This is a genomic window from Myxococcus sp. CA056, assembly GCF_013336715.1.
Classification (GTDB): Bacteria; Myxococcota; Myxococcia; order Myxococcales; family Myxococcaceae; genus Myxococcus; species Myxococcus llanfairpwllgwyngyllgogerychwyrndrobwllllantysiliogogogochensis.
Genome location: NZ_JABUMT010000012.1, coordinates 53,172 through 74,077, shown reverse-complemented (window position 1 = coordinate 74,077; position 20,906 = coordinate 53,172). Strand labels below are relative to the sequence as shown.

Here is a 20,906-nt window from a genome sequence, read left to right as displayed (position 1 = left end):
ATGGAAGCCACTGTCCTCGATTCCTGGGTGCTGGCCGAGTTCGAGACGCCAGATGTCCTCGTGGATGCCACCCGTCAGATGCGGGAGAAGGGCTTCCAGGGGATGGACACCTACTCTCCGTACCCGCTGCACGGCGGCTCGGAGGCCCTGGGCCTGCCCCCCTCGAAGGTCCCCTTCATCGCGCTGTGCGGTGGGCTCACGGGCCTGACCACGGCGCTCGCCATGCAGACCTGGATGAACACGTACGACTACCCGCTGAACATCGGTGGTCGTCCGCTCCTGTCCCTGCCGGCGTGGGTGCCGATTACGTTCGAGCTGAGCGTGCTGTTCGCCGCGTTCGGCATCTTCTTCGGCCTCTTGGGGCTGAGCCGGCTGCCGCAGCCGTACCACCCCGTCTTCGAGTCCGACGCCTTCCGCACCGCGTCCACCCACGGCTTCTGGCTGAGCGTGCCGCATGCGACGGGCCAGGACGCCGCGGCCGTCATTGACCAGCTCAAGGCCCTGGGTGCCACCCAGGTGACCGTCGTCACGGGAGAGAAGGAATGAGGTGGCTCATCCCCGCCGCCGGACTCGTCGCCCTGTCGGGCTGCGACGTCCCCTCGGAGTTCCTCCAGCGCATGGAGCACCAGGCCAAGTACGAGTACTACGAGGCCTCTGATTTCTGGGCGGACGGCCGTGCCATGCGCACGCCCCCGGCCGGAACGGTGCCCCGCGAGCGCTTCGACAAGCTCCCGGAGCTCAAGGACCCCGTCGCCCGGCAGACGGCCCTCAGCGGCCGCGCCAACGGCCAGCCCGTGGCCACCATCCCCGTGACGGTGGACCAGGGCCTGCTGAGCTTGGGTCAGAAGAAGTACAACATCGTCTGCTCGCAGTGCCATGGCGTGCTCGGCGACGGCAACAGCGTGGTGGCGGAGAACATGGCCCTGCGCCTGCCGCCGTCCCTGCTGGAGCTGGAGAGCAAGGCGGCGGGCCACTTCTACACGGCCATCAACGAGGGCTACGGCGTGATGCCGTCCTTCTCTGGTGAGCTCGACGTGCGCGAGCGCTGGGCCGTGGTCGCCTACGTGCGAGCCCTTCAGGAAGCCCGCAACACCCGTACGGGCGGGCAGCAGCCCGTTCCGCAGGAGAACCGATGACCCCCGCAGCCGAAGCCTCAGCCCCCCTGGAGCGCTACACCGGCACGCCGAAGTTGATGGTGCCGGCGTTCGGCCTGGGCGCCCTGGGCCTCTTGGCCACCCTGGCCGGCTTCTTCGCCTCGAGCGATGCCTATGCCAAGGGTGCGGCCGCCCACAGCTACCTGCTCGCCTTCGTCTACTGGGTGGGCATCAGCGTGGCCTTCCTCATCATGGTGGCCATCTTCCACACGGCGAAGGCCAAGTGGCTCATCGTCCTGCGGCGCACCATGGAGACGGGCGCGTCCGCGGTCCCCGTCTTCATCCTGCTCATCATCCCCGTGATTCTCATGGCGGGCTACCTGTACCCCTGGTGGCCGGGCTCGCCGCTGCGCGCCGCCATCACCGGCCTGGAGTCCGAGCACCTGTCGCACAAGGAGCACGGCTACCTGAACTGGAAGTTCACGCTCGTCCGCCACGTCATCTACTTCGTGGTGTGGGCCTTCGCGGCGTGGAAGCTGCGCGGGCTGAGCCTGAAGCAGGACGCGGAAGGCGGGCTGGACCTCACGGTGCGCATGCGCCGCTTCTCCCCCGGAATCCTCCCCTTCCTGGCGCTGACCATCACCTTCGCGTCGTTTGACTGGCTGATGAGCCTCACGCCGCTGTGGCAGTCCACCATCTTCGGCGTCTACTACTTCGCGGGCAGCTTCCTGGCCGCCTTCTGCATCCTGACCATCGCCACCACCAACGCCCGGGGCAAGGACCTCTACGGCAACGTGGTGACGCCGGCCCACTTCCACAACCTGGGCAAGCTGATGCTGGCCTTCACGGCATTCTGGGCCTACATCGCCTTCTCCCAGTTCATGCTGGTGTGGATCGCCAACATCCCGGAAGAGGCGCCCTGGTACGGCCTGCGCATCTTCGGCGCGTGGAAGCCGATGTCCATCGCCCTGTTCTTCGGCCACTTCGTGCTGCCGTTCTTCGTGCTGCTGTCACGGAATCTGAAGCTGCAGCCCCGCAAGCTGTCGGTGGTGGCCGTCTACCTGCTGGCCATTCACGCGGTGGACCTGTACTGGCTCATCTGGCCGGCGCTGACGGGGACCAACGGCCCCACCTTCCACTGGACGCTCATCACCGCGTTCCTGGGTGTGGGTGGCATCGCGGTGGGCTTCGCGCTGATGAACGCGCGCAACAACTACACGATGCCGGTGAAGGACCCCTACATCGCGGAGTCCCTGAGGTACGTGCAGCCATGAAGAAGACCCAGGTTGAGCTCGAGTCGCGTGTCATCGTCGGCGCCCACGGTGTGGCCGCCGAGGAAGACCACATCGTGATGAGCAAGGTGGTGGGCATTGGCGCCGGCTCGCTCGTCATCTTCGCGGTGGGAATCGTCTGGGCGTACGCCATCCAGGTCCGCACCATGAAGGAGGCCCAGCCGGACGGTCCTCCTCCGCGTCCGGCGGCCATGGGGCAGTACGAGGTGGGTATCGTCAACCAGCGCCTGTTCGAGCAGGACTGGCACGCCGAGGAGAAGATTGGCGGCCAGCAGCAGGCCCTGCAGGCCGGCTGGGGCGACCAGCCGGGCGTCAAGGCGCACCCCAACCTGGACGAGGCGATGAAGACCGTCATCGCCAAGAGCCGCAACCCGCCCCCGGCGCCTCCCGCGCCCGCCCCGCCGCCGGCTCCGGAGCCCACTCCGGCGCCGCGGCAGTAGCTTCCCTCACCTGCCTCGCGTAAGAGCCGTCCGCGATGATGTCCATCCTCTCCTACATCTCCCCGTGTGCCCCGCGCCGGGGGATGCTCGCCGTCGTGGCGCTGCTCGTCGCCACGGCGCTCCCGGCCTCCGCGATGCCGGGTGGGGGCAAGACGCCCCGCGCCATCGTTGAAGCACAGCAGGACGCGCCCCCGCAGCTCAAGGGTGTGGACGTGGAGGAGCACCTGGGTGAACCGGTGCCCCTGACGACCCGCTTCATCGACGTGAACGGCCAGGACGTGACGCTGGGCTCGGTGTTGCCCAAGACACTCCCCACCCTGTTGACGCTCGTCTATTACAACTGCCCCATGCTCTGTAACCTGGTGCTCAACGCCCAGGTGAAGTCCATGCGGGAGCTGGGGCTGGAGCTGGGCCGCGACTACGAAGCGGTCACCATCAGCGTCGACCCCGAAGACACCCCGGCGATGAGCAACGAGCGCCGGCGCAAGCACCTTCAGTCCATGGGGAAGCCGGAGAGCGCGCCCTGGCACTTCCTCACGGGCACCGACGAGCAGATCCACCGCATCGCCGACGCGGTGGGCTTCAAGTACACGTATGACGCGAGCACGAAGCAGTACGCCCACCCCGCGGTGGTGATGGTGCTCACGCCGGAGGGGAGCATCTCCCGGTATCTGTACGGGACGGACTTCCCCGCCAAGGACATGAAGCTGGCGTTGCTGGAGGCGGCCGGTGGCCGCGTCGGAACCAGCTTCGACCGCGTGGTGATGTCCTGCTTCAAGTATGACACCGCGACCCGGCGGTATGGCTTCTACATCTTCGGGTTCATCCGCCTGGGCGGCATGGCTGTCTTCCTCGCCCTGGCGACGATGCTGATCTATTTCTGGAGGCGCGAGCTGAAGAAAGGCGCGGCGGCATGAGCGAGCTTCTCAACAACCTTCTGTTCCTCCCGGAGAGCGCGTCCACGTTCGCGGAACGGGTCGACCTGCTGCACCACTTCGTCGTGGGAACGACGATGGTGATGTCGGCTGGCGTTGGCCTCGCGGCGCTGTTCATGTTCTTCCGGTACCGCCGGCGGATTCCCGACCAGGCAACCGAGTACGTCGTCCCCACGCTGAAGACGGAGTTCCTCTTCGTCTCCGTCCCGCTGGTGTTCTTCCTGGCCTGGTTCGGTATCGGCTTCAGGGACTTCACCTGGGTCACCACGCCGCCCAAGGACGCGATGGACGTCTACGTCATGGGCAAGCAGTGGATGTGGAAGTTCGCCTACCCGGAGGGCCCCAACGGCGTGAACGTCCTTCACGTCCCGGCCAACCGTCCGGTGCGACTGCTCATCACTTCCCGGGACGTGCTGCACTCGTTCTACGTGCCGGCCTTCCGCATCAAGATGGATGCGCTGCCGGGTCGCTACACGCAGATCTGGTTCGAGGCGACCAAGCCCGGCACGTACCAGGTGCTCTGCACCGAGTACTGCGGCCTGTCGCACTCGAAGATGCTCGCGGAGGTCGTGGTCCTCCCCCAGGAGGAGTACGACGTCTGGATCAAGGACCAGCGCCGCGGCCGGTTGCAGGACCGCCAGGACGCGCTCGCGGACACCTCGCTGGTGCCGCCGGTGGCGCGCATGGTGGACCAGGGCCAGGTGCTGGCCGGGACGCAGGGTTGCCTGAAGTGCCACTCGGTGGATGGCTCGGCGCACATCGGCCCCACCTTCGTTGGCATGTATGACCGCGTGGAGAAGCTGGATGACGGCCAGACCATCCGCGTGGACGAGGCCTACATCACCCAGTCGATGATGGACCCTGGAGCCCACCTGGTGTCGGGCTACCAGAATGTGATGCCGACGTATCAGGGCAAGCTGCAGGGCCCCGAGACGGCCGCCATCGTCGAGTACATCAAGTCGCTTCGCACTCCGAACGTCCGCGAGGGCGCCTCCGAGGGACCCGCCTATGACCCCATCCAGTAGCCTCGATACGGCGGGGGCCGCCCCGCACGACGAGCACCACGACGACCACCCGAGCTATCTGGTGGATGGCACCACCATCAAGAGCTGGCTCTTGACGGTGGACCACAAGCGCATCGGCGTGATGTTCCTGTTCTTCATCCTGCTGTTCTTCCTCGTGGGCGGCATCTTCGCGATGCTCCTCCGGGTGGAGCTGCTGACGCCGGGTCCGACCATCATGGACGCGATGACGTACAACCGTACGTTCACGCTCCATGGCCTGGTGATGATCTTCCTGTTCATGATTCCGGCGATTCCGGCCGTCTTCGGCAACTTCATGTTGCCGCTGATGCTGGGCGCCAAGGACGTGGCCTTCCCCCGGCTGAACCTCGCGTCGTTCTACATCTACCTGACGGGCGCCGTGTTCATGCTCTGGGGCATGCTCAACGGCGGCCTGGACACGGGCTGGACGTTCTACACCCCGTACAGCACGCACACGACGACGACGGTGGCGCCGGTGATGTTCGGCGCGTTCATCATCGGCTTCAGCTCCATCGCCACGGGCATCAACTTCATCGTCACCTGCCACACGATGCGCGCGCCCGGCATCACCTGGTTCAAGATGCCCCTGTTCGTCTGGGCCATCTACGCCACCAGCTGCATCCAGGTGCTCGCGACGCCGGTCATCGGTCTGTTGACGGTGCTGGTCGCGGTGGAGAACCTGTTCAGCTTCGGCATGTTCGACCCGGCGCGCGGCGGCGACCCGGTGCTCTTCCAGCACCTGTTCTGGTTCTACAGCCACCCGGCCGTGTACATCATGGTGCTGCCCGCCTTCGGCGTGATGAGCGAGATTGTCAGCACGTACAGCCGCAAGAACATCTTCGGCTACCGCGCGGTGGCGTACTCCAGCCTCGGCATCGCCTTCGTCGGCTTCTTCGCCTGGGGCCACCACATGTTCGTGTCCGGTCAGTCGACCTTCGACGCGGGCGTGTTCGGCGTGCTCACCATGCTGGTGGGTGTGTTCACCGCCATCAAGGTCTTCAACTGGGTGGGCACCGTCTACAAGGGCGCCGTCGACTTCAAGACGCCGTTCGCCTACTTCTGCGGCTTCCTGTTCTTCACCGTGTTCGGTGGCATGACGGGCATCGCGCTGGGCACGGTGTCGCTGGACGTCCCGTGGCACGACACCTACTTCGTCGTCGCCCACTTCCACTTCATCATGGTGGGAGCGACCATCATGGCCTTCCTGGCCTCCCTCCACTACTGGTTCCCGAAGATGTTCGGGAAGACGTACCACGAGGGATGGGGCCTGGTGTCCGCGGCGCTCATCATCCTGGGCTTCAACGCGACGTTCATCCCCCAGTTCCTGGTGGGCAACAACGGCATGCCGCGCCGGTACTATGACTACCCGGAGCGCTTCCAGGCCCTGAACGTGGCCTCCACCGCGGGCGCGTCGCTGCTCGCCTTCGGCTTCATCATCATCGCGTGCTACCTGACGTACGCGCTGGTGTTTGGCGAGGCCTCTGGCAAGAACCCGTGGCGCAGCAAGGGCTACGAGTGGGTGAGCGAGTCGCCTCCGCCGACGCACAACTTCGTGGGCCCGCAGGTGACCTTCCCCGAGGAGCCCCACTTCTACGTCGACCCGAAGAAGGCCGAGGTTCCCGATGCAGTCTAGCGCCCACACCGCCGACGGCACGGCCAACGTGCCGCGCCTGGCGGAACACTTCGCGTCGCTCGAGGTGCAGAACCATGCCGCCCGTCTGGGCATGTGGCTGTTCCTGGCGACGGAAATCCTGCTCTTCGCCGGCCTGTTCGTCTGCTACGGCTGCTACCGCTTCCTCTTCCCGGAAGCGTGGGCGGCGGGCAGCCGCAGCCTGGACCTGACGATGGGCACGGTGAACACCATCGTCCTCATCACCTCCTCGCTGACCGCGGCGCTCGCGGTGCACTACGCGAAGGAGGGGAAGAACAAGATGGTGGGCGTGATGTTCGCGCTGACCCTCGTGATGGCGGTGGGCTTCCTCGTCATCAAGTACTTCGAGTACGCGCACAAGTTCCACATCGGGACGCTGCCGGGCCGGTACTACTTCTACGAGGGGATGCAGATGCCCGGCATCACCCTCTACTTCACGGTCTACTTCTGCTCGACGGCGCTGCACGCGCTGCACGTCATCATCGGCATGACCGTGCTGGCGGTGGCGATGGTCCGCGCGTTCAAGAAGAAGGACTTCGGCCCCAACAACTACACGATGGTCGAGCTGGGCAGCATGTACTGGCACCTCGTCGACCTGGTGTGGATCTTCCTGTTCCCCATGCTGTACCTGGTCTGAGGGCGACACCACCATGGCCATCGCCAACGAATCCCATCAGGAAGAGAAGAACATGCACGCGCACCACGGAGCGGGCCGCTACTGGCTCATCTGGGGTGTCCTGCTGGTGTTGACCGTCGTCACCGTCGTCACCGGCCGCATGCACCTGCCGTCCTTCGGCCTGCTGCTCGCGCTCGTCATCGCCACGGTGAAGGGCACGCTCGTCACGCTGTACTTCATGCACCTGGCCGAGCACCGGGGCGCCAACCGCATCGTCTTTGGCGTCTCCATCGTCTTCGTGGTGCTGATGCTCATCATCCCGCTCGCGGACTTCGGCACCCGCTTCCGTGGCGCCAACCCGCCCGGCTCGCAGTACAGCGACCTGCAGCCCCCCGATATCGGCACGGGCGCGCAGCGCGGCCGGTTCGGCGGTGGGCTGAGGCCGCACCAGACGAAGGACACGCCCGAGACTCCGGAACCCGGGCACCACTGATATCCCGGGGCCTTTCAAAAGGCCCCTGCTTCAACCGCGCGGCGCCGAGGGAGACTTCCCCGGCGCCGCGTTGCTTTTGTCCGGTTACAGCGCCACTTCCAGGTTGAAGGCCAGCGCGGTGTCCGTGGACACCTTGCCTTCGGGCGGCTTGCTGTCGTGCTTCACCATGAAGCTGACGCCCAGGGACAGCGACTCGGTCAGGCCCACGGAGAGCTGCGTCTGGCTGTTGGCCAGCACGCGGGAGTCACCGATGACGCTCAGCAGCACCTCGGCGTCCTCCTTCAGGAGGACTTCCTTGGTGATGCCATAGCGGAAGGCCACGCCGAAGCGCGGGCCGCCCAGGTCCACATCCGGCAGGTCCATCCGCGACGGGTAGTACTGGAAGCGCGTCTCGCGCGCGTAGCGGAAGGCGAGGTCCGTGCGCAGGTAGGACTCGCGCTCGTCCTTCGACTTCTCGTCCCACCAGAGGACGCCAAGACCGCCTTCGCCGGAGGTCCGCGACTCGACGCTGCCCACGTGGTCCGTCAGCGCGCCCGCCAGCAGGTAGCCGCTGAGCATCTTCGTGAAGCGCCGGTCCCCGCGCAGCTCCACGCCCGCGTTGAGGGCCACCAACTGCGACTCCGCCTCCTCCCCCGACACCTCCGGCGGACGGCTGCGGCCATAGTTGCCGAAGGCCTTCACGCCATAAATCCAGTGCTCGGTGGTGCGCGACGCGCTGGCCAGACCGCTGAACGTCAGGGTGGAGGCGTTGCCCGTCAGGGAGATGAGGCCCAGGCCCACGACGATGTCCCACTCCTCCTTCTTCTTCGCGGCGGCCGCGGCCGCGGCGGCGGCGTCAGCATCAGCCGGCTTCGCGGGCGTGGCGCCGGCGGCGATGCCAGCGGCGCGCTCGGCGGCCTCGGCGGCGCGGGCACTGGCCTCGGCGGCGCGCTCGGCGGCGGCGGCGGCGCGCTCGGCGGCGGCGGCGATGCGCTCCTCCGGCGTGGCGGCGACCGGGGCGGCCTGCGGGGCGGGCTCCTGGGCGGGAGCAGTCGGCGCGGGCGTCTGGGCCTGCAGGGACGTGGCAATCAAGAGGGCTGCGGAAAGCATCGGTTCTCCAAGGTCTTCGCGGTGCCGGCGGACAGAGTCCCGGAGAGCACCATGCGTCCTTTGCCGCCCCCGGGGCCGGCGCGGCTCCCTTCCTGCTTCAAACACGCAGCGTGCGGCAATGGTTGATTGTCGTGGTTGTGCTTAATTCCAGGGGGGGCCCGCTACACCCAGGAGATTCGCATTTCATGAGCACCGCCCGAGTCGCGCTGCTGTGCACGCTGCTTCTGCCCGCACTGGCCGCCGCCCAGCGCGTCACCGTCCCCGTGGACGTGGGCGTGGGGCCCGCCGCGTACATGTTCTTCGGGCCCGTCTTCGACGACCAGCCCATCCACACCGGCGTGAAGCTCTCCGTTGAGGCGGTGCTGGACAAGGACTGGCTGAAGAAGAACCAGCGCGCCATTCCCACGCGCTATCGCAAGTACGCGAAGAGCGTGGACGAGGTCCGCATCTCCCCGTCCATCTTCATCCCCGACTCGTTCATCATCTCCCCCAAGCTGAAGAACACCGGCATGTATGGCGTCACCTGGAAGCCCCTGGGACTGGGCCTGCCATTGAGCTCGGGGTCGGTGCGGTTCTCCGTGGGAGGCGGCCTCTTGCTGACGTATGCGTATCTGTACTCGGACACGCTGGCGAATACGCACTTCCTGCGGCCGGGCGCCGAGCTGGGCGTGGACCTGGAGCTGCGATTCTCCAAGAACTTCCTCATCAGCCTGGGCTGGGAGTCCGCGCTCTACGTTCCCCAGGCGCTGGGGAGCCTGGGCCTGCCGGACCGGGTGCGCGACGGCATCTTCCATGTGGGCCAGGCGTACCTCCAGCTCCACGTCCGATTCCCATACACCACGCACCTGTGAGCCTTCCGGGTGGATGCGCCGGACGCCTGGGTGGCGCTACGTTGGCGTGACATGCACCTGGCCCTCGCCACCGATGCGCAGAAAGCCGAACGGGACCGCGTCACCCACGCCGCCTGGGGCACGCCGCTCTCCGTGGAGCAGTTCCACCAGCGCGAGCTGCGCCTGCGCGCCCACCCCTGGTGTCGGGAGGGGATGCGCACCTGGCTGTGGCTCGACGACGCGGGCCAGGTGCTGGCCTCGTGCGAGACGTTCCACACGGACAGCTACCTGCGAGGCCTCGACGGCGTGGCCACGCGTGGCGTCAGCCAGGCCATCGCCAGCGTCTTCACCGAGTCCGCGCTGCGGGGCCACGGGTATGCGACGCGGTTGATGGACGAGGTCGCCACCCGACTGGAGCACGAGTCTCCCAACCACCACGCCGCCCTCCTCTTCTCCGACGTGGGCCCGGCACTCTACCGCCGCTCCGGCTATCACGAGGCACCCGCGTGGGACTGGCAACTGTCCGCTGTCGGCGGCCTGTCCACGCACGCGGTGGACGCGCTCCTGTGTGACGGCGACGTGCCCGGAGTCGTGGCGAGGACCCAGCGTCCGGACGTGCCCTTCCTCCTCTGGCCGAGCGCCGCGCAGATGGACTGGCATCTGGAGCGGGAGCGCATCTACTCGGAGCTCCTGCACCGGCCCCGCCCGGAGGCGTGCGGCGCGACGGTGGGCAACTCCTCCGCGCTGTGGGCGATGATGGCCCGGTATGGCGAGCTGGTGGTGCTGCTGCTCGACGCGGAGTCGGTGGAGGACGCCGTCGCCCTGCTGGAAGCCGCGCGAGGCGTGGCCCACCGGGCGGGACTGGCTCGCGTGGTCATCTGGGAGGAGCCCGCCACCCTGCCCTGGGTGGCGCGGGCGCCCGGCGCCCTCCGCGTGGCGCGAGATGGCTCGCTCCCCATGATGCGGCCCCTGCGTCCTGGCCTGCCACCCGCCGAGCGCGTGGCGTTCTCCCGCGCGCTCTGGGTGTGACGCCCGGATAGGATGCGCGCATGGCCAAGCGCACGCGCATCATCGAGGGCACCTGGAACTGCACGTCGTGCGACGCCAAGGACATCCTGGCCCGACACAAGCGCTGCCCGACCTGCAACAACCCCCGCGAGCTGTCGGGCGACGAGTCGGACTTCGACTTCGGCGACGTGGACGCGCAGAGCGGCAAGTCCCTGCGCGAAGGGGTGACGGACGACAAGGCGCTGGAGCTGGCGGGCGCGGGCGAGGACTGGTTCTGCGCCTTCTGTGGCGCCGCGAATCGAGGGGACCAGCCCCGCTGCAAGCACTGCGGCGCGGAGCGCTCGGCGGATGCGAAGGCCGCGCCGCTCCAGGCGTTCGAGACGCCCGAGAGGAAGCCTCCCGCCGCGCCACCGCCGGAGACGAAGCCGCGCTTCACGAAGAAGTGGCTGTGGCTGGGCGTGCTCTTCTCGTGCTGCTTCAGCTCGGGCCTGTACGCCATGTGGGCCCGGACCCCGCACGACTTCCCCGGGGAAATCACCGGCACGTCGTGGAAGGTCGCCGTGACGCAGGAGCGCTTCACCGCCGTGCAGAAGACGGGCTGGGCGGACGAGCTGCGCCGGAGCAGCGCGCGGATGCCCGTCAACGGCGCGGGTGAGGTGGCGGGCGTGGACAACGTGCGGGACTGCGTGGAGCGCCAGCGAGGCACTCGAAAGGTGGCGGACGGAACAGAGCGGGTGTGCCGCTCCAAGACGCGCCGGGTGGCGTGTGGTACCGAGGAGAAGTGCCGCCGGCGGGACAAGGGCAACGGCTTCGTCGAAGAGGTCTGCGAGGACATCACGAAGTACTGCAACGAGCGCTACGAGGACTGTCAGAACGAGACGCGCTACCGCAACGAGCCCGTCTACGCGCGCCAGTGCGCGTATGACACGTATGAGTGGAAGCCCGTGGACCGCCGCGAGGCGACGGGGCAGGACGGCAACCCCGCGTGGCCCACGCTCCAGCCAGGCACCACGGACCGGCAGCACCGCTCGGAGGAGTACACCGTGCACATCCGCTACGAGGATGACGGCGTGAAGGAGACCGTGCTCATGCCGAAGACGGAGCGGGATTTCCTGAGGTGGAAGAAGGGCCAGGGTGTCGTCGTCACGGTGACGAACTCGGGGGAGTTGAAGCAGGTCGTCCCACGCTGAGTCACGGAAGGACCTCCCTCATGGAATGCACCCGTTGTGGCGCCTGCTGCGTGGCGCCGGACATCGCCGCGCTCGACAAGCCGCTGGGGCTGCGCTGTCCGCACCTCACCCAGGACAACCTCTGCTCCATGTACGAGAACCGGCCGAGCATCTGCCGCGACTACCAGGCGGATGAGGTCTGCAAGCTCATCGAGGCCCCCACGCTGGAGGAGCGCGTGGGCAAGTACCTGGCCCTCTTCGACCTCACGGACGAGGCGAAGTCCGTGAAGGCGCGGGGCTGTGCGTCCATGAAGCGGGCCCGACTCCAGTCGCCGCCAGCGGGGCCCGAGTCACCCACCCAAGCGCCCGGTGGAGAACGACCCCGCTGACGGGCCGACACGGGCCCTTGTCCCCGTCCCCTCAGGGGGCTATCCCGGAGTCGTGAACTTCCAGCCGACCGAGCCCTTCGTCGCCGCACCGGGCCTGACGAACGAGCATGCGCAGACCATCTACGCGAACCTCGTGCGTCCCCGTCATGTCCCTCCGCTGAGGCGGGAGCGGCGCGAACTGCCCGACGGGGACTTCGTCGACCTGGACACCTTCGACGGCCCCGCTGGCGCGCCGCACGTGGTGGCGCTGCACGGCCTGGAGAGCTCGTCCCGGGCCGGCTACATCACCGCCATCCTCCGGGGCGCCGCGGAGCGAGGCTGGGGCGCCACCGCGCTCAACTTCCGCTCGTGCAGCGGTGAGCCCAATCGGCTCGCGCGCACGTACCACTCGGGCCACATCGACGATGCGCTCGGCCTCTTGCGCGACTTGGGCGAGCGCGCCACCGGGCCGCTGTTCGCCGTGGGCTTCTCCCTGGGCGCCAACGTGCTGTGCCGGCTCCTGGAGGACCAGGGCGAGGACGCACCCGTGAAGGCCGCGGCTTCCGTCAGCGCGCCGTATGATTTGGACGCCTGTTGCAAGAAGCTGGATGGCCCCGGGCCCATCCACCTGGTGTATCGGGAGCGCTTCTTGCGGACGTTGAAGGGCAAGGCGCGCGCGAAGCTCAAGCGCTTCCCCAAGACCTTCGACGGCCGCGCCATGGAAGCGGCGCGCACGGTGCGGGCGTTCGACCATGCCGTCACCGCGCCGCTGCACGGCTTTGACAGCGCCGAGCACTACTACGCCGAGTCCTCCGCGGGCCCGAAGCTGCACGCCATCCGCAAGCCCACGCTGCTCATCAGCGCCGCGGATGACCCGATGCTGGAGGCCCCCGTCATCCCGCCCAACGCGAAGGACAATCCGCGCTTGAGCGTGGTGTTGACCGAGCACGGCGGACACGTGGGCTTCGTCGCGGGCCGCGCGCACCGCCCCCGCTTCTGGGCCGAAGACCAGGTGCTGGAGTACTTCGCGACGTTCCGCTGAGCGCGTGCCGCCCTCGCGCCGCCCGCGACGTCCCGTCAGGACGCAGATGCGTCCTGACGGGACACGTGGCCCCCGCTCCAACAGCCGCCCACGCCCGCCGCTCATCCGCTGACCCGTCGGGGCCCTGGTATGGGCTTTGCTGCTCGCAAAGCTCCATGAGCCATCAAGCACTCGCCCACCGCATCGCGGAGCTGACCGGAATGGCTCGCTTCGCGTTTTGCGTCATCGACGGCCCTTTGACATACAAGCTCAAGAGGTATGACGCCCTGGTCTGCTACTCGACTGGAATCGAGGGCAACCTGCCCGTCCCTCCCATCGTCGCCCTGCAGATGGCCTTTCGAGGCGGACTCACCCACATCCACGTGCCGTCAGGTTACAGGCAGACGCGGTGGGAGATGGGGACCTTGAAGTTCCTCAAGCGCGCGGCGGAGGAAGTCAAACTCCTCGAGGGAGATGTGACGCGTTATCTGCTCATTGCATTCCCCATGGCGGGGAGCGACTGGACCCTCATCAACTTCCTGAAGGCCGAGCCGCGCAAACTGTCCACGATGGAGAGGGCAGGCATCACGAACTACCAGCCCCTGGGGCGCTTCAGAGCTCCGGCTCCAGACAGCATCGTGGGCCCCTCGCTCAACCTTCGAAAGCCGGGCGCATGGGATGCGACCGCGATCCGCGCACATCGCTTCTACATGATGCTGGCGTTCAGCCTCCTCCATCACCGCGGGGAACTCCTCCAGGGACTGGTCGTCTTCGCGCAAGAGGGCAAGGGCCAGAGCGTGGGCGCGGTCCTGGTGGATGGCACGGGAAAGATTCTCTCGTGGTCCGTCAACACCGCCTACGACAACGCCTGCTTTCATGCCGAGGTCAATCTGTTGCACGCCTACCTCGGGCGACACCAGCAACTCCCGGACGGGTTCGCGATCCTCTACACCACGCTCCAGCCCTGCCACATGTGTGCGGGGCTCATCGCGGGGTTGATTGAGCAGGGACATGAACTCCAGGTCGTCTATGGCGAACACGACACCCATTACTCGGGGGGGCGGACGGTGCTCGACGAGAAGAACGCCCAGCTCTATCTGAACTCGACAGAGAAGTATTCGGGTGGGAAACCCAAGGCCGTTCGACTGCCCAAATCATTCGCCCCGACTTCATCGCGCTACATGCCCGACGAGTTGGAGAAGAGCTTCAGCAAGGCCGGCGAGCAGGAGGTCCACTCACGGCTCGTCTATCTTTTGGGAAGAAAAGGCCAGGAGAAGATTGTCTTCGACGAGAAAGGGTACTACCCGGGCCCCGTTCTCATCGAGCAGGCCTGGGAGGCATTGAAGCTCAAGCTGCGCAAGTACCTCGACCGGGAGTTCGACGACACCGATCTCTTCGAAGTCCGCCAGAATCTGAGTCAGTTGTCCCGGTATCTGTCTCAATGGCTGACCCATATGGGCCTTCGTGAGCCTCAGCCCCAGCGCACGGTGACTTCGACCCGAAGCACGTCGAACTGGGACGAAGGCAAACTCCAACACTTCACCGCGCCCGCATTCCTGCACGCGACCAACCTGCGTGAGGACGACGCTGAAATGCTCCCGTTCGAGTTCCCGTCGCCCCCACCTCAGCCGAGCATCATCCCTTCACCGAGCGACCTCAACAACGGGCCCTTCTCCTTCCTCTCGGTCTTCCCCCAGCCTGCGCCGAGCCAGGGCATTCCGCGCTTCAGCTCCCGGCCGGAGCAAGAGGAGAAGAAAAAGGCCTCGGCCATCTTCCTCGACGTCACCGCGGATGATGAGGAGGCCTTCCCGCTTCGGAGGGGGAACACTCCTCAGCCTCGAGCCGCGAGCCTCATCCTCGACATCACCAGTGACGATGAGGCGGGCTTCCCGCCTCCAAGGAAGGACCCACCTCGGCAGCGGGCCTCGACCCTCATCCTCGACATCGCCGGGGACGATGAAGAGGTCGCCCCCCCCGCGTCGGGTTTGACGAAGCCCTCGAAGTTGAAGCGGTCCCTGGAGGAGATGAACGGCCCACCCAACATCTTCGGGCAGCAACCTTCCAAGCAACACACGACGAATCCGGTGGAGAAGAAGAGAAGGGTGGAGCACCCGGCGCCGCGGGCGCAGACAAACACTCAGCCCTCGTTTCCGCTCATGGATAGCGGGCAGCCCTACACCACCGTGGAGATGATGAGGGTGCATCTGACGCGCACCAAGCAGCGCACCGTGCGGCCTCCGGGCAAGGCTCCCAAGGCGCTCGTCTACCATGTCGGGAACTGCCCGAAGATGAGCCTGGTCCGCTACACCCTCCAGAGCGAACAGGGCCTCAAGGCCCTGCAGTATGGAGACGCCAAGGGCTTCAATGCCTGCCCCCACTGCACGCGGTAAGGAAGCAACTCCCCGACACGAACCTCGGTTCAGCCGAAGGACAACAGGAAGCCCAGCTTCGCCGTGGGCCGCACGGTGCGCAGCATCCACGAGCGCTCTTCCCCAGGCCCCACCGAGCCGCGAAGCGACTCGTCCAGGTCCTTCATGCTGGGACCGTACAGCTCCATGAAGCTGACGCCGCCGCGCAGGAAGAAGGTGATGCGCCCGGGCATGTTCAGCTCCAGCCCCACGAGCGCGCTGGCGTAGCTGTAGCCCACGCGCTCCATCGATGGCAGGGGCGGCAGGGACAGGTCCGCGAGCCTGCGCTCCAGACCCTGCACGTCCGCGGGCTGCGCATGACCGACGTCCAGCGTGAAGGCCGGCGAAAGCCTGCCGCGCATGGGAAGCAGCGTGAGCCCCGCGCGCGCGCCAGCACGGACGCCATTGTGCGTGGCCCCCAGGTGCAGCCGCACCGCGTGCGTGGGACGGAACGAGATGGACAGGCCCGCGCCCTCCGTCACGCCCGCATCCAGCATCAAACCAAAAGGCGCCAGCCGCTCGGGGTCCTGTGCCGCCCTCCGGCGCACCTCCACCCCATCCGCCGCCAGCGCCACGCGCGCCACGAGCACGAACAACAGCGCGGTCAACGTGGACAGCATCCCCATGCGTCGAGTCCCCACCCCAGCCCGCCGCGACGCTCCGCGGTCCCCGTCATCGCCAACCAACACCCACCGGACAGCTCCGGCGGCCCCTTGCCCTCCCAGGTGACGTCCCCCTGGCACCACCCCGCCCCGCCCTCCACCGCGCGACGACGCCTTCGCGCGTGCCACCCCGTCGTGACCCCCATCCCCGAGGTGAATCAGGCTCCGGTGGAAACCCCCGCTTCCACCAGAGCCCGGCTCGCCCTTCCCGCCGCCCGTCCCCCATCCACCTGCGCCACCGCTCGCGAGTCCCGAAGCCCCGCCGCGCCTGTCGCAACCACGCCCCCTCACCGGCCCCCGTCCTGCTCCGACCCACCGACGAGCCTTGCCTCCCCACTCCAGGCACCGACTTGTCCCCGCCCGACCCCTTGCACGACGCGTCCCCGCCCCCATCGCCCCCCACCGGACCGCGTCATCCCCCGCTGCCTGAACCCATAGCATTCGCCGTGCCGACGCCTGCGGGGCGCTCGAAGCCAGTGAGTACGCGCAGTTGCGGGGAGGCCATCGGCCTTGGGGATGAGGCCACCGGTGGGAACCGGAAAAATCTCCGGGCCTCCAGGGTGGGCGGCCTAACGTGCATGCCCGTTGTTTGCCGAAGGGGAGGAATCGCTTTGCGCCTGCAAGTCGTCACCACGGCCCTGCTCGCCCTCAGCGCGTGCTCACGCACGACGGAGGGGCCCTCGCCCGCGGTGGAGCGCATCGTCAACCCCCGCGCCCGCGTCAGCGAGCTTCCCCAGCTCTGCAACGCGCAGGGCGGGCAGACAGGCTGGAGCCTGGAAGTGGTGGGCAAGCGCTTCACGCCCGTCCCCGGCGAGGCGCTCACGGACACGCCGACGGTGGAGCTGCCCGTGGTGACGCTGCGAGGGCCGTCCACGTACACGCTGACGCGGAGCCAGGTCTTCTACGTGCGTCCGGAGCTGCTCGTGCTCAACGTGCCCACGCGCGACAGCACGCCTCCAGTGGAGCTCGCCCCGGGCACCTATGAAGTGGAGGTCGCCAATCCCCTGGGTGGCACCGGCTCACTGCCGGACGCGGTGAGGGTGGTGCCGCCGCCCACGGTGACTCGCGTGGTGCCTCCGGTGGATGGGTACACGGCCACGGGCACCAATCCCATCGTCATCGAGGGCAGCGACTTCCAGCCAGGCTCGTCCCCCATCATCGTCCTGCGCCGCGAGGGCGAGACCGACCTGCCGCTCTTCTTCGTCACCGTCGTTTCGACGACGCGCATCGAGTCGGAGATTCCGCCGGGCACTCCCGAGGGCCTATATGACCTGGTGGTCACCCAGCCTGAGGGCTGCGCGGACATCGCTCCTGGCGCGGTCGACCTCCGCTATCCCCACCTGGGGGCACTCACGCTGACGCCCAGGTCCGGCGGCGAGCTGAGCAACACCTCCATCCGCCTCTTCAATGCCCCCACGGGCGACCAGCGCGGCTTCACGGATGCGCCGGAGCTCTTCGTGCTGGCGTCCTTGAAGACAGCCCCCTCCGTGTTGCAGCGCATTCCGCTGCGCGCGGTGACGCGGGTGTCGGCCAACGAGGTCACCGCGGAGCTGCCCACGTGCTCGGGCTTCGAGGAGCCTGTCAGCGACCCCAAGTGCCCCAACGGCCTCGCCCCCGGCGGGCCCTATGCGCTCGAGGTCATCGACCCGAGCGGCGCGGTGGGAGCGGTGCCCGCGTCGGAGGGCTTCACCGTGGTGGCCGAGCCGACCGCGACGCGCACCTCCGACGACGGGGCCCCTCCCCTGCCTGGAGCCCTCCTGCCATGAACGCACTCGTGCTCGTCGCGCTCACCGCGCTCGCCGCTTCCGGCTCGAAGTCCGCCGCCTCGACGGAAGGTGTCGGAGGAGGCCGCGTGCTGCTGGCGCCGAAGGTGGGCTTCTTCAAGTCCACCGCGCCGCTGGGGGGAGACCTCTACCTGGGCCTGGAGCTGGGCTACGTCACGCCGCTCTTGAAGCGACGGCTCGCGGTGGTGCTGGAGGTGAACTACCACCGGCCGCAGGCCTCCGGTGCGCTCACGGACTCACAACTGGGGGGCTTCGGCGCGCCGCCTCCGGATGGCCGCTACACGCTCGCGGTGCGCGAGGTCGCCTTCCTGCTGTCGGCGGTCTTCCGCTTCGAACGGGCCCTGGGTCCGCTGACGCCGTACGTGGGAGGTGGCCCCGGGCTGTACCTGCACCGCGCCACGTCCGACCTCTTCGGCGCCACCGCGTCGGAGAGCGGTGGCGGCCTGGGCCTGCAAGCGCTCGCGGGGCTGGAGCTTCCACTGGGCCCCGGCGGCCTCTTCTTCGAAACGCACTACCACCTGGCCCCGCTGGACTTCGTCACCACGGGCGATGTGAATGTCGGAGGCTTCCTCGCGGGAGGCCTGGGCTACCGCCTGCGCCTGTGAGGCTTCAGGCCCGTCCCACCGGCGGGCGCAGCACCCTCAACACTTCCTGGGCGACCAGGTCCCGGACCGCGGTCCTCAGCGCATCGAGGAGGTGGTGGAGGGATTCGGTGGTGTCACCCGGGGCGTCGATGACGCGCTCGTGGCTGCCGTCGAAGACGCGCATGCGGCCCGGCACCAGCGCGATGACCGGCTGCGTCGGGTAGCGCTTGCGCAAGAGCCCGAGGAAGAGCGGGTGGTCCTCGTCCTGCCTGCGCAGGTCCACCACCACGAGCGCGGGCGGTGACGAGGTGATGGACGCGAGCGCGTCGTCGGTGTCGCCGGTGGCGGAGATGGCCAGGCTCTCATCGTCGACCGCGAGGACGCGGCGCAGCAGCTCGCGGGAAGCGACATGGGGGCTGGCGATGAGGACGCGACGCATCTGACTGGAAACCTAACCCTTCCAGACCGCGATGGCCGCACCCGAGAAGGCGACCGCCGACCCCAGCACCCGGGCGAGCGTGGCGGGACGGTTCTCCACCATCGCATCCCAGACAAGGCTGGTGGCGAGCTGCGCGGCGATGAGCAGGAGGACGGAATGCACGGCGCCCACGCGGCCAATGGCCCAGGGCATGCCGACCACGATGACGACGCCGCACAACCCGGGCAGCAGGTGCCAGAAGGTGAAGCCGGAGAAGCGCCCCTGCGCGGCGGCCTCGGGCCACAGGCCGGGCACGGAGCGCGCCACCGCGTACACGGCGAAGGTGGCCACCGTCGCAACCACCATGTTCATCAACACCGCGCCCAGCAGGCCCCACTGGCCGGCGAAGCGCTTGTTGAGACCACCCTGGGCGACGACTGCCAGCCCACACAGCAAGGGAACGAGCGAGACAAAACGCATGGGCGCGGGTGGGTATCCCGAACGCGGGGCCTCCTGCAAGGAGACATGCGCGGCCACGACTTCCCTCTCGCCTTCGCGATGTGGCTGGCGGAACGTGGATTGACCGGCTAGGTCCCATCGGCGCCCATGGACGGCTCCTGCGAGCTCCACTTCGACTGCGGCACGCTGGTGGCTCCCACGCTGCCGGATGACGCGCGGCTGCTCGCCCTGTTCCAGAAGGATGGTCGCACGGGTGTGTACCGCGCGCCGGCATGGCACTACCGCGACGTGGTGCTGCGGCTGCGGGAGCTGGGCGTGGGGTACGAGGACCGGGCGAAGCGCTTCGAGCCGCTCGAGGTGGCGCTGACCGTTCCCATCCAGCCGTTTCCCCACCAGAGCGCGGCGTTGGAGGCGTGGACGAAGGCAGGGGGACGGGGCCTGGTGGAGCTGCCGACGGGCGCGGGCAAGACGCTGCTGGCGGTGCTGGCCATCGCCCACGTGAAGCGGCCCACCCTGGTGGTGGTGCCGACGCTGGATTTGATGACGCAGTGGCAGGGCGTGCTCGCGCGCCACTTCTCCGTGCCGGTGGGGATGCTGGGCGGCGGGGTGAGTGACCGACAGTCGCTGACGGTGACGACGTACGACTCGGCGGCGATGCAGACGGAGTTCCACGGCAACCGCTTCGGCCTGCTGGTCTGCGACGAGTGTCACCATCTGCCGGCACCGAGCTACCGCTTCATCGCGGAGGGCTCGCTGGCGCCCTACCGGCTGGGCCTCACCGCGACGCTGGAGCGCACGGATGGTGGGGAGCGGGTGTGCGAGGAGCTGCTGGGCCCGCGCGTACACCGCACCGACATCCGCGAGCTTCAGGGCGAGTACCTGGCGCCCTACGAGGTGAAGCAGGTGGCGGTGCCGCTGACGGCGGATGAGAAGGCCCGCTACGACGAGGCACGGGCGCTCTATCTCAACTTCGTGCGCAAGCTGGGCGTGCGGCTGTCCGCGCCGGACGGGTGGGCGCGCTTCCTGGCGCAGAGCCAGCGCAGCGACGAGGGCCGGGCCGCGTATCGCGCCTACCGCGAGCAGCGCCGCATCGCCCTCACCTCCAGCGGCAAACAGGAGGTGCTGTGGCGCATCCTCCTGGAGCACCGCGAGGACCGCGTGCTCGTCTTCACCGACGACAACGAGACGGTGTACACGCTGGCGCGAAGGCTGCTGCTTCCCGCCCTCACGCATCACACGCCCGTGCCGGAGCGCAAGGCACTGCTGGCGGCCTTCTCCTCCGGGGAGCTGCCCGTACTGCTCACCTCACGTGTGCTGAACGAGGGGGTCGACGTGCCCGAGGCGCGCGTGGGCGTGGTGCTCAGCGGCAGCGGCAGCGTGCGCGAACATGTACAGCGACTGGGACGCATCCTGCGCAAGCGCCCCGGAAAGCGCGCGCTCTTGTACGAGGTGTGCTCCGCGCAGACGGCGGAGAGCGGCATCAGCGAGCGGCGACGTCAGCACGACGCCTATCAGGAGGAACCCTGAGGTGCTGATGCCCGC

22 protein-coding genes are annotated in these 20,906 nt (G+C 68.0%); 18 read left to right on the top strand and 4 right to left on the bottom strand.

Annotated elements, in window-relative coordinates:
* Genes HUA76_RS33835 through HUA76_RS33795 form a run of 9 tightly spaced genes read left to right on the top strand, consistent with a single transcriptional unit; the run spans position 1 to position 7,564 of the window.
* Positions 1-546: a DUF3341 domain-containing protein gene (locus HUA76_RS33835; RefSeq protein ID WP_141646858.1), complete on the top strand. Its 546-nt coding sequence runs from the start codon at positions 1-3 to the stop codon at positions 544-546.
* The gene (locus tag HUA76_RS33830) at positions 543-1,136 is read left to right on the top strand and encodes a cytochrome c (RefSeq protein WP_141646859.1); all 594 of its coding nucleotides are present in this window, start codon (positions 543-545) and stop codon (positions 1,134-1,136) included. Before HUA76_RS33835 ends, HUA76_RS33830 begins: the two co-directional genes overlap by 4 nt.
* Complete coding sequence (locus tag HUA76_RS33825) at positions 1,133-2,368, top strand: hypothetical protein (protein ID WP_141646860.1); 1,236 nt, start codon at positions 1,133-1,135, stop codon at positions 2,366-2,368. Before HUA76_RS33830 ends, HUA76_RS33825 begins: the two co-directional genes overlap by 4 nt.
* Positions 2,365-2,826, top strand: a complete 462-nt coding sequence (locus HUA76_RS33820; protein WP_141646861.1) for a hypothetical protein — start codon at positions 2,365-2,367, stop codon at positions 2,824-2,826. Before HUA76_RS33825 ends, HUA76_RS33820 begins: the two co-directional genes overlap by 4 nt.
* 35 nt (positions 2,827-2,861) lie before the next feature.
* Positions 2,862-3,743 (top strand): SCO family protein, encoded by an 882-nt coding sequence (locus tag HUA76_RS33815; RefSeq protein WP_141646862.1) that lies wholly within the window; start codon positions 2,862-2,864, stop codon positions 3,741-3,743.
* The gene (gene coxB, locus HUA76_RS33810) at positions 3,740-4,786 is read left to right on the top strand and encodes a cytochrome c oxidase subunit II (protein WP_141646863.1); all 1,047 of its coding nucleotides are present in this window, start codon (positions 3,740-3,742) and stop codon (positions 4,784-4,786) included. The genes HUA76_RS33815 and coxB overlap by 4 nt, the downstream gene beginning before the upstream one ends.
* A complete protein-coding gene (locus tag HUA76_RS33805) occupies positions 4,770-6,437 on the top strand; it encodes a cbb3-type cytochrome c oxidase subunit I (protein ID WP_141646864.1) in 1,668 nt (555 codons plus the stop codon). Before coxB ends, HUA76_RS33805 begins: the two co-directional genes overlap by 17 nt.
* On the top strand, positions 6,427-7,092 hold the full coding sequence (locus HUA76_RS33800; RefSeq protein ID WP_141646865.1) for a cytochrome c oxidase subunit 3 family protein: 666 nt from the start codon (positions 6,427-6,429) through the stop codon (positions 7,090-7,092). Before HUA76_RS33805 ends, HUA76_RS33800 begins: the two co-directional genes overlap by 11 nt.
* A gap of 13 nt (positions 7,093-7,105) precedes the next feature.
* Positions 7,106-7,564 (top strand): cytochrome C oxidase subunit IV family protein, encoded by a 459-nt coding sequence (locus HUA76_RS33795; protein ID WP_141646866.1) that lies wholly within the window; start codon positions 7,106-7,108, stop codon positions 7,562-7,564.
* An 84-nt stretch (positions 7,565-7,648) separates the two neighbouring features.
* Here HUA76_RS33795 and HUA76_RS33790 read toward each other — a convergent pair whose 3' ends face one another.
* Positions 7,649-8,653 (bottom strand): DUF481 domain-containing protein, encoded by a 1,005-nt coding sequence (locus HUA76_RS33790; RefSeq protein ID WP_174457630.1) that lies wholly within the window; start codon positions 8,651-8,653, stop codon positions 7,649-7,651.
* A gap of 185 nt (positions 8,654-8,838) precedes the next feature.
* Here HUA76_RS33790 and HUA76_RS33785 point away from each other — a divergent pair, with 185 nt between their 5' ends.
* The 6 genes from HUA76_RS33785 to HUA76_RS33760 all read left to right on the top strand — a co-directional run bounded on the left by HUA76_RS33785 (position 8,839) and on the right by HUA76_RS33760 (position 15,439).
* Positions 8,839-9,504, top strand: a complete 666-nt coding sequence (locus tag HUA76_RS33785; RefSeq protein WP_174463172.1) for a hypothetical protein — start codon at positions 8,839-8,841, stop codon at positions 9,502-9,504.
* Between the two features lie 51 nt (positions 9,505-9,555).
* Positions 9,556-10,512 carry a GNAT family N-acetyltransferase gene (locus HUA76_RS33780; protein ID WP_174463171.1) on the top strand — a complete coding sequence of 319 codons (957 nt, stop codon included), beginning with the start codon at positions 9,556-9,558 and terminating at the stop codon, positions 10,510-10,512.
* A 20-nt stretch (positions 10,513-10,532) separates the two neighbouring features.
* On the top strand, positions 10,533-11,681 hold the full coding sequence (locus tag HUA76_RS33775) for a hypothetical protein (protein WP_174463170.1): 1,149 nt from the start codon (positions 10,533-10,535) through the stop codon (positions 11,679-11,681).
* A gap of 20 nt (positions 11,682-11,701) precedes the next feature.
* A complete protein-coding gene (locus tag HUA76_RS33770) occupies positions 11,702-12,049 on the top strand; it encodes a YkgJ family cysteine cluster protein (RefSeq protein ID WP_174463169.1) in 348 nt (115 codons plus the stop codon).
* Positions 12,050-12,101: 52 nt separating this feature from the next.
* Positions 12,102-13,070 carry a hydrolase gene (locus HUA76_RS33765; RefSeq protein ID WP_174463168.1) on the top strand — a complete coding sequence of 323 codons (969 nt, stop codon included), beginning with the start codon at positions 12,102-12,104 and terminating at the stop codon, positions 13,068-13,070.
* Between the two features lie 155 nt (positions 13,071-13,225).
* Entirely contained in the window at positions 13,226-15,439 is a 2,214-nt protein-coding gene (locus HUA76_RS33760) for a Bd3614 family nucleic acid deaminase (protein ID WP_174463167.1), read from the top strand.
* Positions 15,440-15,468: 29 nt separating this feature from the next.
* Here the strand turns inward: HUA76_RS33760 and HUA76_RS33755 are convergent, their stop codons facing one another.
* Positions 15,469-16,083: a hypothetical protein gene (locus HUA76_RS33755; RefSeq protein WP_141646873.1), complete on the bottom strand. Its 615-nt coding sequence runs from the start codon at positions 16,081-16,083 to the stop codon at positions 15,469-15,471.
* Between the two features lie 647 nt (positions 16,084-16,730).
* On the opposite strand from HUA76_RS33755, the gene HUA76_RS33750 reads away from it, so the two are divergent.
* Together HUA76_RS33750 and HUA76_RS33745 are read left to right on the top strand one after the other, a co-directional pair.
* On the top strand, positions 16,731-17,885 hold the full coding sequence (locus HUA76_RS33750; RefSeq protein WP_174463166.1) for a hypothetical protein: 1,155 nt from the start codon (positions 16,731-16,733) through the stop codon (positions 17,883-17,885).
* Positions 17,882-18,508, top strand: a complete 627-nt coding sequence (locus HUA76_RS33745; protein WP_141646002.1) for a hypothetical protein — start codon at positions 17,882-17,884, stop codon at positions 18,506-18,508. The genes HUA76_RS33750 and HUA76_RS33745 overlap by 4 nt, the downstream gene beginning before the upstream one ends.
* A 4-nt stretch (positions 18,509-18,512) precedes the next feature.
* Here HUA76_RS33745 and HUA76_RS33740 read toward each other — a convergent pair whose 3' ends face one another.
* On the bottom strand, positions 18,513-18,926 hold the full coding sequence (locus tag HUA76_RS33740) for a DNA-binding response regulator (protein WP_141646001.1): 414 nt from the start codon (positions 18,924-18,926) through the stop codon (positions 18,513-18,515).
* Positions 18,927-18,938: 12 nt separating this feature from the next.
* Entirely contained in the window at positions 18,939-19,385 is a 447-nt protein-coding gene (locus HUA76_RS33735; protein WP_141646000.1) for a DMT family transporter, read from the bottom strand.
* A 126-nt stretch (positions 19,386-19,511) separates the two neighbouring features.
* Here HUA76_RS33735 and HUA76_RS33730 point away from each other — a divergent pair, with 126 nt between their 5' ends.
* Positions 19,512-20,891: a DEAD/DEAH box helicase family protein gene (locus tag HUA76_RS33730; protein ID WP_174463165.1), complete on the top strand. Its 1,380-nt coding sequence runs from the start codon at positions 19,512-19,514 to the stop codon at positions 20,889-20,891.
* Positions 20,892-20,906 lie beyond the last annotated feature (15 nt).